Origin of the sequence: Anabaena sp. UHCC 0187 (assembly GCF_009712035.1) — a bacterium.
Taxonomy (GTDB): Bacteria; Cyanobacteriota; Cyanobacteriia; order Cyanobacteriales; family Nostocaceae; genus Dolichospermum.
In genome coordinates this window covers 165831-185306 of the sequence record NZ_VILB01000013.1, presented here as the reverse complement: position 1 = coordinate 185306, position 19476 = coordinate 165831, and the positions used below count along the sequence as shown (strand labels likewise).

The 19476-nt window shown below is 39.1% G+C and carries 15 protein-coding genes and 1 tRNA gene; 4 read left to right on the top strand and 12 right to left on the bottom strand.

What is annotated here, in order from left to right; translation table 11 throughout:
• From FJR11_RS13810 to FJR11_RS13790, 5 genes are all read right to left on the bottom strand, one after another.
• Window positions 1–2648 (bottom strand): Hpt domain-containing protein (locus FJR11_RS13810; RefSeq protein WP_371417554.1); only part of this gene is annotated, 2648 nt, incomplete at its 3' end.
• Between the two features lie 128 nt (window positions 2649–2776).
• Window positions 2777–5683 carry a methyl-accepting chemotaxis protein gene (locus tag FJR11_RS13805; RefSeq protein ID WP_168504587.1) on the bottom strand — a complete coding sequence of 969 codons (2907 nt, stop codon included), beginning with the start codon at window positions 5681–5683 and terminating at the stop codon, window positions 2777–2779.
• A gap of 16 nt (window positions 5684–5699) precedes the next feature.
• On the bottom strand, window positions 5700–6233 hold the full coding sequence (locus FJR11_RS13800; RefSeq protein ID WP_168504585.1) for a chemotaxis protein CheW: 534 nt from the start codon (window positions 6231–6233) through the stop codon (window positions 5700–5702).
• A 13-nt stretch (window positions 6234–6246) separates the two neighbouring features.
• The gene (locus tag FJR11_RS13795; RefSeq protein ID WP_168497908.1) at window positions 6247–6612 is read right to left on the bottom strand and encodes a response regulator transcription factor; all 366 of its coding nucleotides are present in this window, start codon (window positions 6610–6612) and stop codon (window positions 6247–6249) included.
• A gap of 176 nt (window positions 6613–6788) precedes the next feature.
• Window positions 6789–8012 carry a response regulator gene (locus FJR11_RS13790; protein ID WP_168504583.1) on the bottom strand — a complete coding sequence of 408 codons (1224 nt, stop codon included), beginning with the start codon at window positions 8010–8012 and terminating at the stop codon, window positions 6789–6791.
• Window positions 8013–8663: 651 nt separating this feature from the next.
• Here FJR11_RS13790 and hmpF point away from each other — a divergent pair.
• The gene (gene hmpF / locus FJR11_RS13785) at window positions 8664–10415 is read left to right on the top strand and encodes a pilus motility taxis protein HmpF (RefSeq protein ID WP_168504581.1); all 1752 of its coding nucleotides are present in this window, start codon (window positions 8664–8666) and stop codon (window positions 10413–10415) included.
• A gap of 62 nt (window positions 10416–10477) precedes the next feature.
• Here hmpF and tilS read toward each other — a convergent pair whose 3' ends face one another.
• The 4 genes from tilS to ccsB form a co-directional block, all read right to left on the bottom strand.
• On the bottom strand, window positions 10478–11464 hold the full coding sequence (tilS, locus tag FJR11_RS13780; protein WP_168504579.1) for a tRNA lysidine(34) synthetase TilS: 987 nt from the start codon (window positions 11462–11464) through the stop codon (window positions 10478–10480).
• Window positions 11461–12171 (bottom strand): sterol desaturase family protein, encoded by a 711-nt coding sequence (locus tag FJR11_RS13775; RefSeq protein WP_254444752.1) that lies wholly within the window; start codon window positions 12169–12171, stop codon window positions 11461–11463. The genes tilS and FJR11_RS13775 overlap by 4 nt, the downstream gene beginning before the upstream one ends.
• A 68-nt stretch (window positions 12172–12239) precedes the next feature.
• The gene (locus FJR11_RS13770; protein ID WP_168504575.1) at window positions 12240–12590 is read right to left on the bottom strand and encodes a KGK domain-containing protein; all 351 of its coding nucleotides are present in this window, start codon (window positions 12588–12590) and stop codon (window positions 12240–12242) included.
• Between the two features lie 133 nt (window positions 12591–12723).
• A complete protein-coding gene (gene ccsB / locus FJR11_RS13765; protein WP_168504573.1) occupies window positions 12724–13761 on the bottom strand; it encodes a c-type cytochrome biogenesis protein CcsB in 1038 nt (345 codons plus the stop codon).
• 294 nt (window positions 13762–14055) lie between these two features.
• On the opposite strand from ccsB, the gene FJR11_RS13760 reads away from it, so the two are divergent.
• Together FJR11_RS13760 and FJR11_RS13755 are read left to right on the top strand one after the other, a co-directional pair.
• Window positions 14056–14604 (top strand): COP23 domain-containing protein, encoded by a 549-nt coding sequence (locus FJR11_RS13760; protein ID WP_168504571.1) that lies wholly within the window; start codon window positions 14056–14058, stop codon window positions 14602–14604.
• A gap of 6 nt (window positions 14605–14610) precedes the next feature.
• Window positions 14611–15423, top strand: a complete 813-nt coding sequence (locus FJR11_RS13755; RefSeq protein ID WP_168504569.1) for a serine protease — start codon at window positions 14611–14613, stop codon at window positions 15421–15423.
• Between the two features lie 605 nt (window positions 15424–16028).
• On the opposite strand, the gene FJR11_RS13750 is transcribed toward FJR11_RS13755, so the two are convergent.
• From FJR11_RS13750 to FJR11_RS13740, 3 genes are all read right to left on the bottom strand, one after another.
• Entirely contained in the window at window positions 16029–16643 is a 615-nt protein-coding gene (locus tag FJR11_RS13750; RefSeq protein ID WP_174763050.1) for a PsbP-related protein, read from the bottom strand.
• 317 nt (window positions 16644–16960) lie between these two features.
• Window positions 16961–17575, bottom strand: coding sequence for a chorismate lyase (locus tag FJR11_RS13745; protein WP_168504567.1), 615 nt, complete (start codon window positions 17573–17575; stop codon window positions 16961–16963).
• A 162-nt stretch (window positions 17576–17737) separates the two neighbouring features.
• Window positions 17738–17820, bottom strand: a tRNA-Leu gene (locus FJR11_RS13740).
• 280 nt (window positions 17821–18100) lie between these two features.
• Here FJR11_RS13740 and accC point away from each other — a divergent pair.
• Window positions 18101–19447, top strand: coding sequence for an acetyl-CoA carboxylase biotin carboxylase subunit (gene accC / locus FJR11_RS13735; protein ID WP_168504565.1), 1347 nt, complete (start codon window positions 18101–18103; stop codon window positions 19445–19447).
• Window positions 19448–19476 lie beyond the last annotated feature (29 nt).

Here is a 19476-nt window from a genome sequence, read left to right as displayed (position 1 = left end):
TCAGTTGTAGTTTCCAACTCTAATTGTGGAGAAGTTTCACCCACAGCCAAAATATCTGGTGATAGTTCTGTTGGTAAATTTGGACTAGATTCTAAATTAAAATCAGCAAAGGTAGCATGAAAATCTAAATCAGTTTCTGCTGCAAATAATGTTGTTTCTAAATCATCGCCCAATATTAACAATTCACTACTATCAATGTTCGGAATTAATTCTTCAGAAACACTATCTGAAGTCAATGTTATTTCTTCTACAAACAAAGATAAGTTGTTGTCACTGATGTCTTCAACAGTCTCAGTCAGTTGTAGATTTGCAGTTGTTTCTGTAGACTGAACCGTAAATTCTGGTATGGAATCGAGTTCTTCTGGAGCTTGGGAAAAGTGATTAATTTCTGATAAAGACAATTCCCTAGATTCAACATTAGGAACATTGCTAGAGTTGAAATCTAGAATATCACTAAGATCACCAAATAAATTATCTATGTCTTGCACCTCGTTATTAGTATTTGAGGTGAAGAATAGATTAAAAGATTCTTCTTGCTCTTGGAGAACCAGATCAAACTCTGCTCCATTTAAACTATTATTGGTAGTTGATTTCTGATTTTTGCTAACAATTTCAACGGATGCACTAAATAAACTTTCCTCTAATTCTTGAGCTACATCTTGATTAACTGAAGCTGGGACTTGCGAGCTTGATGTTTCTAAATCATCCCAGAAGTTATCTAAATTATCTATTGAATTAGAAATATTAGGTGTTTTTTCTGGTATACCAAATAAATCATCAATTTCATTTGTGAGCAGAGGTATATCCTCTTCTACTTCTGTAAATAGATTATCTAAGGATAAACTTTCTGGTGCTGATGGTTTTATTTTTGCTGTTTCTACTATTGTGGGAATAATTTCCGTTAGAGAATTAGCATCTTCATTTTTGATATCCTTGGAGTAGCTGTCATCCGCAGAGAACAAACTATCAAAATTAGTTTCAGGTTCAGTAGAAGTTTCAGCACTGGCAACATTTCCTAATTCAATTGTTTCAATAATGGCAATATTTTCTAGTTCAACTGTTTCAGCAATGGCAACATTTTCTGGTTCAATTGTTTCAGCAGTAAACGACAATTCATTGAATTCATCGTCTTCTGCAAATGTCAATAATTCTTCTAAGGTATTAGTAATGGTTGCCGCATTTTCTGGATTATCCTGACGAGATTCTCTAGAAATTGAAATTAATTCTGCCAATACATCATCTTCTGGGAATTGTAAACTTGGATCATGAGGCAACAGATTGCTAGATTCTATAGGTTGAGAATTAACTGTTTCAGTTTCCAGTTCTGATAGAGATATATTATCTATTTCTAATAAATCGTCATCAAACAAGAGAGTTAAATCTTCTTCATTCCTTGCAGTTGGCTCAGATTTTTTGTCATCTTCAAAGAAGAGAAAATCATCTAAATCTTGATTATTATCCTCAGTTTCACTATCAGTAATTGGCAGTTGATAGTTAGTGATATCTCCTATGATTTCTTCTTGTTGCCAATTATCATCTAAATCAGGTGTATCACCTTCAAATAAATCTGCCAGGGTATTTAATTCAGAAATTCCTACTTCTGGCCCATTGTGATCAATATTATTGTTGGTAAAGATTATCGGGTGATGGTGATCATGATTAAGCAAAGGTTGATCAGCAAAACCATTTTTATTAGTAACATTTACTGGTGTTGACGGTTCTAAAATTAGTTCTGCTGTGTCAGCAAATAAAGGTAGGCTGGTTTCTGGTTCGTCAAATTCCAATAACTCCAGTTCTGGTAAAGGAAAAAGAGTTTCTAGTTGTTGACTAATAGCAATTTCTCCGTCTCTATTTTGGAGAACTAATTCTTGAGCCTGTTTAATTTCAGTAATAATGATTTTAGCTAAAGTCAGATAACTATTATTGGGATTGGATATAGCTTGAGCAGCAGATTCACACAAACTGCACCAATTTGATAAATTTAAGTCTCTCCCAATTGAAACTAATTGATGACAGCAGTTTTGCAGATTTTCCCGTGAAGACGATAAGTTAGTTTGTTTAAACAGTTGCAACATTTCCCGGAGGATTTGTAAAACCTGATTTTGAAACTCTGTCCAATCCTGATTTTGTCTAGTTGTTACAGGTGTTTTCTGTACTTGTGTGGGTATATTTGGTTGTGAATGGATTACAGATGTGTTTTCAAAGCTTGTGCTGACCGTATTTCCTTGACCTACCAGTTGTTCTACATGATCATTGAGCAATTGCATCACTGGTTCAGTTTTAGACATCAGAGCCTGAGCTTTTTCCTCTGATAAACCGAAGGGATTACCAAGATGGTCTATCAGAGCTTTTAAGGTGTCACAGACATCTAACAGCAAAGATTCTAATTTTTGATCTACTTGAACAGGATGTTCTTTCAGAAGCTTGAAGCAATCCTCCAGACGGTGTGATGTATGCTGAATACTACTCAGACCTAGCATAGCCGCACCACCTTTGATGGAGTGGGCTGCGCGGAAGACTTCGTTAATCATTTCTGAATCTTCCAAAGTGCTTTGGAGATTCAGTAATCCTTGTTCAATGGTGTTCAGGTGTTCTCTAGCTTCTTCGAGAAAATAACCTAAAATCCTTTGTTGTTGTTCCGGCTGCATAGTCATAAGTTAAATCAGGATACTAAAGGTAAGAGGTTAAAGAAAAGGCGTATAGCAAACAAAAAAGGTAAAAAACGAGGCATAGAGGTAGACATTGATTGTTACTTTTGCCTTTTTACTTTTGCCTCCTACCTTGATTCGATTGTTTCCACTCGGAAGCGTTCCACGGAGGCAATCAAATCGCGGGATACTCCCACTAAATGTTGCAAGGCTCCAGAAACCCGCTGTGCTTCTTGAGAGGTTTCTTGTGCCGTTAGTTCCACGGATTGCATTACTTGTGCTACCGCACGAGAAGTTTCCGTTTGTTCTACGGTATCACTGGTAATTGATCTTACCAAAAGATCAATGTGATCGGCTACTTGAATAATGTTATCTAGCGATCGCTTGGCTTCTTCAGCCAATTTAGTTTGATGAATTACCTGTTGTGTTCCTTCCTCCATTGCCATCATTACTGAGCTAGTTTCGCTTTGAATTTGCATCACGATTTGCTCAATTTCTTTCAAGGACTTAGCCGAGCGATCTGCCAACTGTCGCACTTCATCAGCTACAATGGCGAATCCTCGACCCGCTTCTCCGGCTCTTGCCGCTTCAATACTGGCATTAAGAGCTAATAAATTAGTACGGGAAGCAATTTGGGAAACTATGGCGACGATAGAGTTAATTTCTTGGGAAGATTCTGCCAATCGCTTCACTTTTCGGGTAGTTTCTGCGACTGTTTCTCGAATTTCCAAAATCCCTGCTACCGTATTTTCTACCGCTTCTCCCCCTTTCTGAGCGATTTTACTAGCATCACGGGCTACAGTTTCTGCTTCCCTAGCGGCTTCTGCCACCCGTTGGATAGAATCGGTCATCACCTGTACGGAATTCAAGGTGACAGCTAACTCTTCTGCTTGCCGTAAAGCATCCCCAGACAAGGCTCTAGCAAAGGTTTCTGAATTAGTTGAACCTTTGGTTACGTCCCGTGCTGCCACTTTTACCTGTTGGACAATATCCCGCAGGTTTTGAATTGTCAGGTTAAAGGCATCAGCTACGGCTCCGAGTACGTCGGCTGTGACTTCGGCTTGAACTGTCAAATCTCCTCTGGCTGCCCCTTCTACGTCATCTAGAAGGCGAATTACCTGACGTTGCAGGTTTTCTTTAGCCTCTTCTTGTTCAATGGCTTTACGGTGGGCTTCATTGGTAGTTGTAAAAATTACCCGTGCCATATCGTTAAAGCCAGTAGCTAAGTAGCCTAATTCATCTTCGGAATAGACTGTAGCTTCTACATTCAGATTGCCTTGACGCACAGAATCAAACTGATTTTGCAGATCCTTGGTAGTGCGGCGAATTTGTTTAAGGGTGAGATTACCCATAAACCCAGCGGTAGCTGCACCTGTAGCTCCTGCGGCTAAGGCCATTAACCAGCCTGTGTTTCTGACTGATTCCCGTTGTTGAGCCGGTGAAATTAACGTTGCTACCGAGCTAACCAGGGCAACAATCACGGCTGATGCCAAACCTACAGTTCCAGCTATATACCATTGCTTCTTGTCTAAGGAGGCATTTTCAAAGAATGCAAATACCCCTTGTTCAAAAGCTACGTTAGGTTCTATTTTGGCAACGTCTGATTGAGTGAAGACGGGAACTACTTCTTGAGCGCCGGTAATTGTGAATAGTTCTTCATCTCGATCACCCATGTCATCACTGGATGAGTCATCAGCAAATTGACTTGTCGAATTGCCTCGACTATCTAGGGCTTCTGATAGCATTCCCCCATTGCTAAAAGTGCCATCTTCGGTGAGTTCAAATCCTGGTATATCACCGAGATCATCAAATTCATCAAAGTCGTTTAAAAACTCTATATTATTCTTATTACTTTCTCCACTTAAAATATTATTGGTATTTCCAGTAGAAATAAAGGTTTCCGAACCAAAATCTGCATCATCTTCTGCACCAAAAGCGGATTCAAATGCGTCTAAGTCAAAACTATCATCATTAAAGTTAGTTTTTTCTGATGCAGAGTTGAAATTAAACTGCTGTTTTGGTGGCGCAGAATTGTTGGTAAAGGATGGTGAGATTTTTTGATGCTGATTTGATTCTCTCCTTTCTACAGGTGCTATGTTCATAGCTTGAGGAAGTGCTTCAGCTTGACTATCAGAAATCTCATTTACCCAACTATTTTCGTCAATCAGGGACAAATCATCCTCTAGGCTATCTTGCCAATTATTTTCTATATTATTGTTGATAGCCTGGTCGTTAATCCCTAAATAGTCATCTTTTTGACTGAGGTTTAAGTCTCCAAAATGATCATCTATATCTTCCTCCAGCAACATTTCCGGCTCATATTCTGAGTCATCATGAGTTGAGAAGTTAGTTTCTGTAAAAGGTGAATAGCTTTCAGCCTGCTCAGTAATTACTGAACTGCCATTAGCTAAATTATCACTAATACCCCCATGATTATGATCTGAAGAAATCTCTTCTTGCCAAAAAGGAGGTAACTCTAGTTGATCTGATATCAGATCATTATCCTTGGTGGCAGATTCAGTTGATAAAGCAAAGGGATCATCACTCATATCAGCAGATATATCCAATGAATTGCTGTCGAAATCCATACTATCTGGATGACTGGCAAAAGGACTAGATAAAGACGGATTTTCTAGAGTATCTAGCAGTGGTTCATATTCTGCAAAGGACTTCAGTTCAAAACTGTTGCTATTCAAATCCTCTGTTACCAGTTCAGAAGATAAGGCATCCATTGCTTCGTTATTGCCAAAAGGCTGCGTATACTGATCAATGTTTCCTAGACAATCATTAGCAAGACGAATCAGTTCTTGATCATCTGTTAGATGTAATACGTTTTTATATCCCTCTTTTGCTACATCGTATTGTTGCAAAACATAGTATATGTGTCCCCTTAACAAATGTGAATCAGGGTCATCTGGTAAATTCTGCACCAACTTATTAATTAAGATCGCAGCTAATTCATAGTCCTGTTGTTCATAGGCTATTCTCGCCTGATCATAAGTTGGATCTTGATCATCTTCTATACGTGTTACCATTTCCTCCCTCCCAAGTTCATCCTGCCCACCGCGCACTTCGTAAAATTGCTATTTGATCTAATAGTCGCAGATATTTTTTGTGTGTTTCCGTATCAAATAACCACTCACCACGTAAAAACGGAGCCATAGCATCTGGTACGTTATTTTGTGGCATTAGATACTGTACATCAAGCCAGTCCATCCCACAGATTTCTTCTACTCCTAAACCTACTATCGTGTCTTGATCTTCAATGGCAATCACAGGGATTTCTGCACAATCCGTGTTTAATGGGGTTGTTTCACCGAGAAATTGCCCCAAATCAGCCACCCAAATCAAGCGTCCCCGTAAATTTAGTGTCCCTAAAAGTAAGGGAGATGTATTAGGAATTGGTGTAATCCGATCAGGACTAAGTTCAATTACTTCCCGAATTCCCGTAGCCTGTAATGCAAATTCCTGACGTGAGGGTAGATAAAACCGCAAATGTAACTCACCTTCAGGACTTTCTAGTTGCAATTCCGGACGGAATTGATCTTGCCCACTGCCACTTAAAAAGTCTGGTTTGCTAACCATATTATTTTCATCCTTATCCTCGCAGCAGTTGTTTGACTGTTCCCACCAATTCAGTTGGTTGGAAAGGTTTAGCTATGTAGGCATCTGCCCCTTGCTTCATCCCCCAATAGCGATCAAATTCTTCACCTTTAGAAGAACACATGACTACAGGGACATTTTGGGTTTTGGGATCGGATTTTAACCGACGGCAGAGTTCATATCCGTTCATGCGGGGCATGACAATATCCAAAACCACTAAATCGGGAGGTGTGTTTTGAATCGCCTCTAAAGCTTCCACGCCATCGCCTGCATGGGTGACTTTTAAGCCACTAGCTTTGAGGAGGTCTGTAATCATCTCCCGTTGGGCGATACTATCTTCAACAATTAGAACTGTGCTCATAAATGTCTATTTACCTCCTGATTTAGACGTTCCCTTGGGAAACATAACTTACGCTGACGACAAAGATTAACTGTATAAATTAAGTCTATTGTTTCACTACTTTACTGTATATGGAAGTTGGTGAGAGAACTGATTTTATTCTTGTGATAACATCTTTTACCTGATCTTGTACCCAATCAACAAGTCTTGTATCCTATTTGTATCCCTGTATAATAGTCTGGACTGAGATATTGCTCTACCAGCATTAGTAATTCTTGATCTGTAAAGGGTTTAGTCAGGTAATCTGTTGCTCCTACCATCCTGGCACGAACGCGATCAATAAATCCGTCTTTGCCAGTTAGCATAATAATTGGGACAATCCGAAACGCTGTGGAATGCCTTAGCATGGCACAAATTTCATAACCATCCAATTCCGGCATAGCAATATCGCAGAGAATTAAATCTGGCTGAAGTTGAAAAACGAGACTCAGGGCTTGCAAGGGATTAGTGATAGAAATCGTTTCATACCCTTGTAATTTTAAAATTGACTCTATCGTCTCACAAATCACTAGTGTATCTTCAATACATACTATCCTTCCCTTATAATTTTTTACTTCCGAGTTTTGTTTTTGTTTGTTGAGTCTACGGGTATCTGAATATACTAGCTGTAGCCAACCTTGCTGCACGTAAGGATATATAGCTTTTGCCACTGTTAAAATATCACGGTTTAGATAGCGAGCTAGTTGACGCAAAGAAGTTTTTCCATCAGCCCAGTTGTGTAACTTTTTTACTGTAGCTTCTGGTAATGAAGAACCTAATTTAGCGATGTCAGCTAGAGTAGGTAATTGTTCTGTTGATTGAATGTGTGGGTATAATTGCTTCCATTCTTGCACCTGCTTGGTGATTTTGGCAACTAGTGGAGCAATTTCTAAGGTTGTTAATTGTGGTACTAGTGCTGTCCCTAAATCAAAAATGAAACTGCCTTGGTGTAAGCTCAAAAGATCAAACAAAGTCTCTTGGACTAGACCATAAATAATAGTTCGAGCAATTTTTGGGGTAATAATGTTTTGCTCCAACAGCGCCCAGATATAAGCATACTCTGGAGAATTAGTAGATGTTAGGGATGCAATTTGTTTGGATTCAAGTCGCTTTTTAACTCGGTAGTGACGTAAATAATCATCAATCCGCAATAAACTACTGTCACCTGCTTGACAGTAGACGATTTGACCATTTAGAAAAAATACAAACCATGACTGTGGTTTACTTTCCCCCCCTTGCCGATACTTGAAATTTTCTTCTCCACTGAGTTTGTTGCTTTGATGTGATGTGTGAGCTTCTACCCATAACTGTCCAGTCCGCTGTCCTAACTCGATCAGTTGTAAGATGCTGTAAATATCAATCTCGTTTAAGTTTCCCTGCATTTAGCTACAAAATACTCCTTGTCATTCCAGTGTGATTACTTGATAAATTTTGACATTGCTCGCAGCAGGAATCCGAATTAAGCATATTCAAAATAGAACCTATGAAATTTATTGATGGGCTGATTCTACTCCCTACACCCTGATATTGACTCCTGTATTGTCATTTATTTTTCTCATGTTTCCACAGGGGTAAAGGTGAATAAGACTCAGTTCAGATGAAACCCTTGCCTGGACTGGGTGGAAAGGAAAGGATAACTTGTACTAACTCGCTTTTTCTAAATTTGACGCGCACTTTTCTGGTGCTTATCCCTAAATATTCAGAATTTGTGCTGATCTTAGTGCTATTGGGGTCAATATGGATAAACTAGTTAAGTAGCAAAATGATTCTGTATACAAGTAGTCCAAAAAGAAAAATTATTTGGGAAAAAGATGAAGATATTGTAATATCATAAGGTTAGGGGCAGTAATTACACGGAAGTTATTATCAGTCTACTAGTTGAAAATATATATTAGGGAGGTAATCTGTTATATCTAAGAAAATAGTTTTATTTTGATTGTGCTGATAAACTGGTTTTGAGAAAATAAGTTAATAGAATAATCTAAGGTATATCCTAAAACACGGACACGAAGTACATCAAAAGGATTGACGGTGTGCTGTATTTAGCAGAAGTACAAAAACAAAAAGGCGGCTTACTCAGTGGTGGTGGCAAAAGCGAACTCAAACTGCTCGCTTGTCAACGCAATGATCAGAATTGGAGTCCCATCCCAGACGAAGTGATTGTTGCTGATGAAGCCAGCAAATTAAATGATGGTTCCTTGGTACTAGTGGAATTGAGTCCGAATCGTCAAGTACAGCGGATTCAAGATGCAGGTCGGCCACTGGTAAATATTTTGCAGAATTTTTCCCGACAGGTGGAAAAGTTTAAGCTCAAGGAAGATGAAATTGATCAGTGGAAACAGTCACTGATGATTCAGGTTCAAGAACTGAATCGTCGGGAAATGGAGATGGAATCACGTTGGGAACAAGTACAACAACTGGAGCATGATTTTGAACGTTTAGACACACAACAACAGGAAGTTGATACAACTAGAACGGAAATTGATCAGCTACGGGCAGAGCTTGAACGCAATCGTCATGAAATGGAAGGTGCTTGGGAGCATCTGAGAGGTGAACAACGCCGTTTGGAAGAACTAAAATCGGATTCTCGACAGTCTCAGGCTGTAGACGAAGCGCGTATTCAGTTCTTGGGTGGTTTACTTGATCGTTTATCTAGTCAAGCTACTCCCACTGAAACAGTTAGTGAAATTCTCAAGTATGCTTTTGAATTAGCCGAAAAGCAACAAGATACACTGAACCTACACTGGCAAAAGTTAGAGATCCAACTTCATGCAGCTAATCAACAGCAGCAGGGGGGAGAGGAACTTGCTCAAACCTTGGGCAACCTCCAAAACGAATTGCAACAGGCACAAAGTTCTTTAGCAGAACAAATTACCCAAGTGCAATTAAAGACAGCCATAGTTAACAATAAGCAGGAATTGACTGCCATATTCAAACAGCATTTGGAAACTGAGGAAAAGTTTTACGAAAAGCTTCATACCTTAGCAGCTAATACAGACACTGAAGTTACCGAACCAGAAATTGATGTAGAAGCCTTGCAGCGAATGCCTCTGGCAGAATTGGAAAAAATGGTCCAAGACTGGCAGGAGAAATTAGATAGGGACTCTGACTTTGTCCAAGAACAAGAACAAGAACTCAAATACAAGGAAGAACTTATAGGAGAACTCAAAGAAAAAATTGAACATTGCTTTGGGGAAGAACAGATCAATTTAGAATCGGAACTAGCTGACGAACAGGATCTTTACCAGATGCTAAATGAAAGCTTAGTCGGACAAAGACGCAATTTAGTTGGACAGCAAAAAACTCTCCACCAAAACCAAGTTGTATTGTCGCAAAGAAAAGGTATTCCAGTTGTTGTCAGCGGTGAATCTAGCAATTTAGAATCAATGGTTTTGCAGCTTGAAGCCCAGAAACGGAAAACTTCTGCGGAACTTCAAAAGCTAGAGGGTGATATAGCCCAAATGCTGACTGCTATTGCCGCAGAACAAGGGAAAATTGATCATCAAACCCAGGAAATCGCAGCAAAGCGTCAAGAAGTCAACAACCTAGAGGAGAAATTGCTGAATTTACGAATTGCTACTGCAGAATGTTGGGGGAGAGTCAATCTTTATCAAGAAGCACTGCAACCTATTCAGGATGCTATTGATGGATTACGGGATCAATTACAAAAGGTTGCTGAATCTTTAACTCAAGTGCAAGCAACTGGTGATTCTCAACTTCAGACTATTAGTGAAATGCGTCAGACTCTCCAAAGTTTGATCAACTTACCCGAAGCATTGATTTAGCAAAAAAGAAGGATTGACTATAGCAGGGAACAGGGAACAGGGAATATTTTCATTCCTGACTCCTAAATCCTGCTGTAATTCATGGAAATCCAGTTTCCTTCTACTATTGCTATCGCACCCCCAGGGAAAGGATCTGTTTGGGAACGATTGGGGGCTGTAATTAAAGCCGTGATTTTTTCAATGTGTTCAAAATTAGGGGCATCAGGAAGTATTTCTTGAAGTAGCTGACGCATGACCCGACGTTGTAAAGCTAGGGGTACTTTTTTTAATATACAGCGGTTTACCTTTAAATTACCTTTCTCGCCCTGTACTGAGGCTTCTAGACGCAACTGATGGGCTGTTTGTTCCAAATACTCTACCTCTGCTTGTAGAAGTTCGGCTGTTTGCGCTAAATTTGCTTCTACTTGGGGATTGAAATTTGCTTTTAAATAGGGGATTAATTCTTGACGAATCCGGTTTCGCGCATATTGTAAATTTTGATTAGTGGAATCTTCCCAAATTGGTAAATTAAACTCTTGACAAAACTGTTCTGTTTGGGAACGGTTAACTTCTAATAATGGACGCACTAACATAATATTATCAGTTAGTAGACGCTGCCAAGTTAAAGCTTGTAAACCATCTGCACCAGTGCCACGAATTAAATTATATAATAGAGTTTCCGCGCGGTCACTAGCAGTGTGTCCGGTAATAATATATTGATAATTATGAACTTGGGCAATTTTCGTTAAAGCCTGATATCGCCAATTTCTGGCTGTAGCTTCACTATTAACAGGTTGATTAGCCGTTTCTAAATAAAAGGGCGTATTCCAACTTCGTGCTAAATTTTCAACATGATGAGCATTAGCTTGGGAATCCTCGCGCCAAGAATGATCACAATGGGCTATGGCTAAATCCCAGCCCCATTTAGGTTGTAGATCTAATAGTAATTTAATTAAACATAAAGAATCTTGTCCACCAGAAACCGCGACTAATAACTGTTGATTGCGCTCAAATAGATGACGGGCGCGGATGGTACGATGTATTTGGGCGTGAAGTAAAGTCCATGTCATTTTTTAAGCCATATTTTTGTCATTACATCTGTATTCATCAACTTATCCCAAAACCGAAAATAAAGACCATAATTACAATTAAACTTATGATGATGAAGAGTATGGTGTGTTGGTGTAATCCAATTTTTACCCCAAAAACCACGCATCCAGGAACGGGGATAAACCTCATAACCTGTATGATTAACAACGCCAAATATCGTCATTAATGTTAGTAATAAAAGGATCATACTAATGTGAATGGGAATGATAAAAACCAGAATGGGAATAATAATTGCCGTCATTATACTCTCAACTGGATCAAAAGAAAAAGAAGTCCAGGGAGTAGGATTAATAGATTCGTGATGCACCTGATGAAAGCGACGATATATTTTAGGGATATGTAACCAGCGATGAGTCCAATAAAAATAAGTATCGTGGATAAACAAATATATAAATAAACTCAAAGGTAAATACAACCAATCATATTCTGTAAGATTAACATAAACTTTTGTTTGTCCTAATGCAATCATTTCCATGATAAAAGCACTGGGTAAAGCAAAAATAAGACAGGAAAAGATGGACCATTTAATTTCGCTCTTCATTTTACTCTTCCGTCTATCCAGATCATGAAGACGACGAACCTCCCAAGACTGGGGACGACGAACCCAAAGCAACCAATAAAGCAGCGAAGATACAATTAGGTATCTTGTCGAAAGAACGAAAAACATAAACAAACTGGAGATACCAAATTGCGTCAGACTAGGAAGCATAAGGGCTGGTTATAAAAAATTGAGTATTAACTTTCAATATCTTTGAGTTTGTCGCGTAAATCATCTAACGGAGAAGTTTCTTGATTTACTCCTAAATTATTATTGACAATGGTTTTTTTTACTTCTGGTTCATCCGATAAAAATTCTATAGCAACTCTAATTTTCCCCTTTTTCCAGCTATCACCAGGTCTGAGTACCTTAGCTTCTATACCTGCTGTAAATAATTTTGCGTCCGGATCGTCAGCACCTATATAATCTTTAATGGCTTCTATTAATTCCACTGCTGTTAAAGTTTTAGATACGTCTAATCTATCAAAATTTTCGGGATTAATAGAAATCACATCATTTTCATCTAATCTGTCAAATTGATGACTCATATACAATCTTTCTAAATTCTTCAATCTCAGTATAGTACATTGTATACAATTTGCTCAAAATTCTCTCCGCGCCTGGAGCGTGAGATAAAAAAATTCCCCCCTCTCAAAAGAAAAGGGAGAAAAAGAAATGTACTTACAAAAACCAACCGTAAGAATGTAAACCCTTACCCAAAAGATTCACACCCAGGTAACAAATCCAAACCACCACAAAACCAGCAGCAGCTAAAATTGCCGGTTTTCTCCCTTGCCAACCGCGAGTTATTCTAGAATGCAGATAAGCAGCGAAAACTAACCAAGTAATTAACGCCCAAGTTTCCTTGGGGTCCCAACTCCAGTAAGAACCCCAGGCTTCATTAGCCCAAACCCCACCAGCAATAATCCCAATTGTGAGGAGAGGAAATCCCAAACCAATGATGCGATAGCTGATATTATCGAGAGTTTCAGCTAAGTTTAGGCGTTGAGGTGAAAGAATTTCAGTGGTTTGAATAGGAGTGGTTGTGACTAAATCCAAAACCGCAGTTCCACTTCCGTTGTTATTACTTTCCACACGAGAAAAACCATTAGTTTCCGCAGCGGGTGTGGATGTAACTAACTCACCAGCTTTAAGTAGTTTATAGCCATTACTCCGATAACCTCCATTACCAACGGAACTACCTTGTAATTGGATGTTTTGTCCGCGAGTTACAATTAAAAAAGCGATCGCTAACAATGCGCCTACCATTAAAGCGGAATAACTTAACATCATGACACTAACGTGCATCATCAACCAATTAGATTTCAAAGCAGGGACTAAAGGCTCTGATGCCTGCATATTTGATGGCAAAGTCAGAGTAGCAAAAGCAGCAATGCACATCGCCACAGGTGCAGTCACAACTCCCACCAAACGGCTACGACTACTATTTTCGGCAATTAAATGGACAGCAGTAATTCCCCAAGTGAGGAAAAATAAAGACTCGTAGAGATTACTCAGGGGAAAATAACCCGCTTCGATCCATCTTGCCCCTAATAAAGTCGCCATACACAAATTAGCGATCGCCATTCCGGCTGTTCCCAAAGCCGCTGTCACCGATAAACTCGGAAAAGCCGCCCCCACCCAATACACCAACATCGTACAGAATAAGACAGCAAAAGAGGCATTATCTAGCCAGTTCTGGAGTACAACCAGATTCATAAACACTTCTCTCCAGTGGATGCTTGAAAATATCAATTCCGATTACCTTGATCCTAACTGGTTTTGGGGATTAGTCATTGGCAAGATTAACCTTCATAATTCATAGCGCCCAAATATTTAAATAAAAACCGAGATGTGTAGGGGTTTAGCAGTGCTAAACCCCTACTATGGAACTACATGGTTAAGACGTTTTGAATATAAATTAGTCCGTGAGTTGCCCAAACTTGCTCATGTTTACATATAATTTATTATAAGAACAGTATCAAATTAATATCATAAAAATTACCTAAAGTTATGAAACAAAGGTTATTTAGTCAACCGTGGATAGGGTTAACACAAACTGTCACCCTAGCTTCCCTGACAGCATTAACAACAATTGCGACTATCAACCAGCCCAGTTATGCTGAAGGGGCAACTTTTTACTGTGGCAAAAGTAAAGGTATACCTGTTACCTTTGTCCGTACTCAAGATAGTAGAAAAGTAACAATAGTTCGCTGGACTTCTAATGCTTACTTTCCACCACCTTGGACGGCTCAACGTCGTTGTGACGAAGTATCGCGCAGATTTCAAAGGAGTAATGACAACGGTACTCTGAAAAATATCACCACGGGGACGCTGAGAGGTGAATCTGTTGTTTGTGCTGGTACTAGCCAAAATACTGCTTGTACAAGTAATAATTTATTATTTACCCTCAAACGTGGAGTTAATCCCAGTGCAACTCTCCGCAGACTCTTAGACCGTCGGGGTTTGGCTGCTGGTAATACACTCAATGAAAGTGCAGGTGACACAATTAACATTGACTTCCAGCTTTACCTGGATAATGCCACTGTTGAACCGGATTAAATTAACATGATTTGGCGGATATTAAAATTTGTCGCCTGTATTGGCGGTTTGTCAATGTTGCTTTCAAGTTCGGCAGTAAGTATCAGTATTTATGCTGGACAAAATAGCATTATACAACCGCTAATTCCATTATCAGTGGCACAGTTGCAGGAAAAAGCGGCGGCTATTACTGTCAAGATATTATCAACAGATTTTTTAGGTTCGGGAATATTACTAAATAAACAAAATTCAGTTTATACAGTATTAACAAATGCCCATGTTTTGCGAGCAGATAATCCACCTTATCACATTCAAACACCAGATGGAGAAATATACAAAGCAGATGTTCCAAAAAATGTGAACTTTCAGAATTATGATTTAGCAATATTGCAATTTTCGAGTATTAAAAAAGTTTATTCTGTCGCAAATTTGGGTACTGTTCCCAAAATAGGAGATGAGGTATTTATTGCCGGGTTTCCTGTGGAGGAAGAAAGCGAAAAAATCAACTTTATATTTCTTGGTGGTAAGGTATCTTTGGTATTATTAAAAGCCTTAGAGGCTGGTTATCAGGTGGGCTATACAAATCGTTTAGAAAAGGGGATGAGTGGCGGTGCTTTATTGAATAAACAGGGTGAGGTTGTGGGTGTAAATGGAATGCACGCTTATCCTTTATGGGATGCTCCTTCTGTGTTTGTTGATGGTTCGCAAGCAGAGGAAAAGTTACATCAGGAAATTGTGCATTTGAGTTGGGCTATACCGATAGATAAAGTTGTGCAAATCATGGGGAAATTTGAAAACAAGCATAATTATCCTTGGTTATATAAAGATAAATGGAGGTGAAACCATGAGACTTAAGCATGGAATAGTAACAGTAATTATTGGGGTAGTGATCGCATTTATTCAGCATTAGAGAAGAGAATTCCGTAGTTGAAAGAGGACAATTTTCTGCTTTTGTGAACAGAAGTTCTACAGTATCAGAAATTAGCCGAGAGGCAACAGAGAGAGATAAAGGATACTGTGCAGAACCAGGTAAAGGTTTTTTCTCTCGTTGCCGTCGCTGGGTATCAAATAAAGTTCGAGAGTGTCCTAAAGACTAAATCTCTTATTAAACTAATTAATAATTATTTCACGCAAAGGAACAAAGAATGTCAGAATCAGGATGTCGAGGATTAAAGGATTAACAGGATGTTTAATTGTAATTGAATGATGAGATTGTAGGAATTTTCTATTATTCTCACAGTTAATTTCTTCTTTGCGTCTTTCCTCCTTTGCGACTTTGCGCGAAACATAGCACACCGAAACACACAAAAAGAATATTAATTTTATCCTGAAAATCCTCAAATCCCGGACATCCTGATTCAGACAATTAACACACAGGAATACACGAAAAGAATATTAATTTCATCCTGAAAATCCTCAAATCCTGGATATCCTGATTCTGACAATTAATTAATTTCCAACGAATTAATCATCTTGTTTGCTGTTTCCACAAACTGATCATAATCATCTATTTTTGCAGTATAAGTAATCGTATAAGCCTGATCACCTTTTAAAGTCACAACCTGCATATTCTTCAAACTATCTTTACCATTTTTACCCGTAAACACCAATTTACTAGCTTCTTTATTTGCCAAAGTCGTTACACTTTTATCAACAATATTTGCACCTGATACAGTATTATTAATTTCCTGAATACTAGATTTTTGTAAATCATCTAATCTGCCAGAAAACTTATCAATGCTAATTGTCACCTTTTCTTGAAAATTATCTGTATCACTTTGTTTAGGAGAGATAAAAGTCACAATTTCGGCTGTAATTGGGTTTTCTAAATCTTGTCTTTCCCAGGTTTTTGGATATTTTACCTTTATCCTATATTGAGAATTTTCATATACATTAAAATTATCTTTTTTGGTAATAAAGAAAATAGTTAAGCTGATAAATATTGTCATTCCTAATCCTAGCAGCAACTTCCAATCTATAGGCTGCGGTAATAACTTTTTAACTGCTTGTAAAGCTTCCTTTGCTGTAGGGTAACGGTGACGAAAATCATAACTTACCATTTTATCTAAAACTGTAGCTAGTTTGGGACTAACATTTGCATATTTACGCCAAATAATTTCTCCTGTTTTTATATCTTCTGGTGTCTTTCGCTAAAAAGGTAGTCCCAAATCCACCTTGTCCCAGACTTTGAATAATGTGATAACGCTGGTCTATAATCGTGCCTATCATTAGACTCACCCTTTAGTCAAAAAGTCATTTTCCCCCCAGTTAGGGTTGATTATGACACAAATTTGACATTAAAAGTCTATTAGTTTCCGCAACTGCTATAGATGTAACATTGATCCTATCTGCTTTTGGGGATTAGTCATTGGCAAGATTAACCTTCATAATTCATAGCACCCAAATATTTAGTTAAAAAAGGCGAGAAAACCTCATAAATCAAAGTCAGCGGTTGTCCATGATGCCAAAACAAATAATGGCGACCCCAAAAAGGCCCCTTTTCTTGAAAACCCGACTCTAACGCTTCTGAGTTACCATAATAAATACCTTGAACATCTCTATATAATTCAGTCCGTAACCGCGCTAAACTTGCCCAAATTGGTAAAGACTTGTTTTGTAAATACTCATCTACATGACTTGCTTCCCACCAAGAAGCAGCATAATATAACCGCTGACCAGAAGCAGTTCGCACCCACACCTGTCGGCGCACTCTTGGACCTGGTAGCATCTGCATCATAGCTGGTGCATGATCGGAACTCATGCCAATTGCTGACATATCAATCACATCTACCTCAGTTGGTTCACCCGTAAGTAGTTGGACGTGCCGAGTCGGAGAACCATCACCCAAAAGTAATAATTGCCAAGTTGGTGCTAACTGAGTATGAGGTAAACCGCGTTTAACAACTTCCTCCCCACCTTCCCAAATGGGAGTTAGACAATGCCAAGGACTGGGTAGGATTAAGTCATTTGTGGAATTAAAAGTAGTAGTCAATGTTCTTTACAAAAATTTATATATATTTCTATCAATAGCACAAAAACCAGCATCATTAGGGACGCTGGCAAAGAATCAAAAATATAGATTTTGATCAAAAAATGTAAACCCGCTGCTATAATCATGTTTCTGACATAACAGCGGGTTATTTATATTCAAAAATGCGGATGGCGAGACTCGAACTCGCAAGGGCTATGCCCACACGCACCTCAAGCGTGCGCGTATACCAATTCCGCCACATCCGCGCGGTTTGAACACAGATTGCAGTATAACATAAAAAAATCTCTCAAATACAATATTTTTCCAATATTTCCCAAATATTTTTTGAATGGGTATGAGACTAACAGAAATATAGTTACAGCACAAGTCATATTAAGAGGTCTAGCAAAGATGCCACATAATCCAATAGTCTGCTAAGAATGAGGTTTGGGAATCTCCTGTCACGATTTGCAGTAATGCAACCGCTTTATGTCAACAGGATAGGAGAAAATGTCAATCTACTGGTACTGATATCGCAACTCGAAAATGAAATTTGATAAAATATTAATTGCCAATCGAGGAGAAATAGCCCTTCGCATTCTCCGTGCCTGTGAAGAAATGGGAATTGCCACAGTTGCTGTTCACTCCACTGTTGACAGAAACGCGCTGCACGTCCAACTTGCAGATGAAGCCGTTTGTATTGGTGAACCTGCCAGCAGTAAAAGTTATTTGAACATTCCCAACATTATTGCTGCTGCATTAACGCGCAATGCCAGTGCCATCCATCCAGGGTATGGTTTTTTATCAGAGAATGCCAGATTTGCCGAAATTTGTGCAGACCATCATCTTGCTTTTATTGGGCCTACTCCCGAATCTATCAGATTAATGGGGGACAAGTCCACTGCTAAAGAAACCATGCAAAAAGCTGGTGTTCCCACAGTTCCCGGTAGTGAAGGGTTAGTAGAATCAGAAGCAGAAGGATTAGCGATCGCTCAAAAAATTGGTTATCCTGTAATGATTAAAGCTACCGCCGGTGGTGGTGGTAGAGGAATGCGGCTTGTCCGCTCCGAAGATGAATTTGTGAGACTATTCCTCGCGGCTCAAGGGGAAGCAGGAGCAGCTTTTGGTAATTCAGGCGTTTATATAGAAAAATTTATTGAACGTCCCCGTCACATTGAATTTCAGATTTTAGCGGATAATTACGGCAACGTGATCCATTTAGGTGAAAGAGATTGTTCAATTCAGCGTCGTAACCAAAAACTCCTAGAAGAAGCCCCTAGTCCGGCTCTTGATCCAGATTTACGGCAAAAAATGGGCAAAGCAGCCGTCAAAGCTGCCCAGTCTATTAACTACAGCGGCGCTGGAACTATCGAATTTCTCTTAGACAAATTCGGTAAGTTCTATTTCATGGAAATGAATACCCGCATACAAGTTGAGCATCCAGTTACAGAGATGATTACTGGTATAGATTTAGTAGTTGAACAAATTCGCATTGCTCAAGGAGAAAGACTCAATCTGACACAAAAAGAAGTGGTTCTCAGAGGTCATTCCATTGAATGTCGCATTAACGCCGAAGATCCAGATCATGATTTTCGCCCAGCCCCCGGTAAAATTACTGGTTATCTACCACCTGGAGGACCAGGGGTGCGGATTGATTCCCACGTATACACAGATTACAACATTCCCCCTTATTACGACTCCCTGATTGGTAAATTAATTGTTTGGGGACCAGACCGAGCTACAGCCATTACCCGCATGAAACGCGCATTGCGAGAATGTGCCATTACTGGAGTCCCGACAACCATTCCCTTTCATCAAAAAATCATGGAAAACTCCCAATTTTTGCAGGGTAATATTTACACCAGCTTTGTTCAGGATATGAAAATGCAGTAATTGGTGATTGGTAATTGGTGATTGGTAAT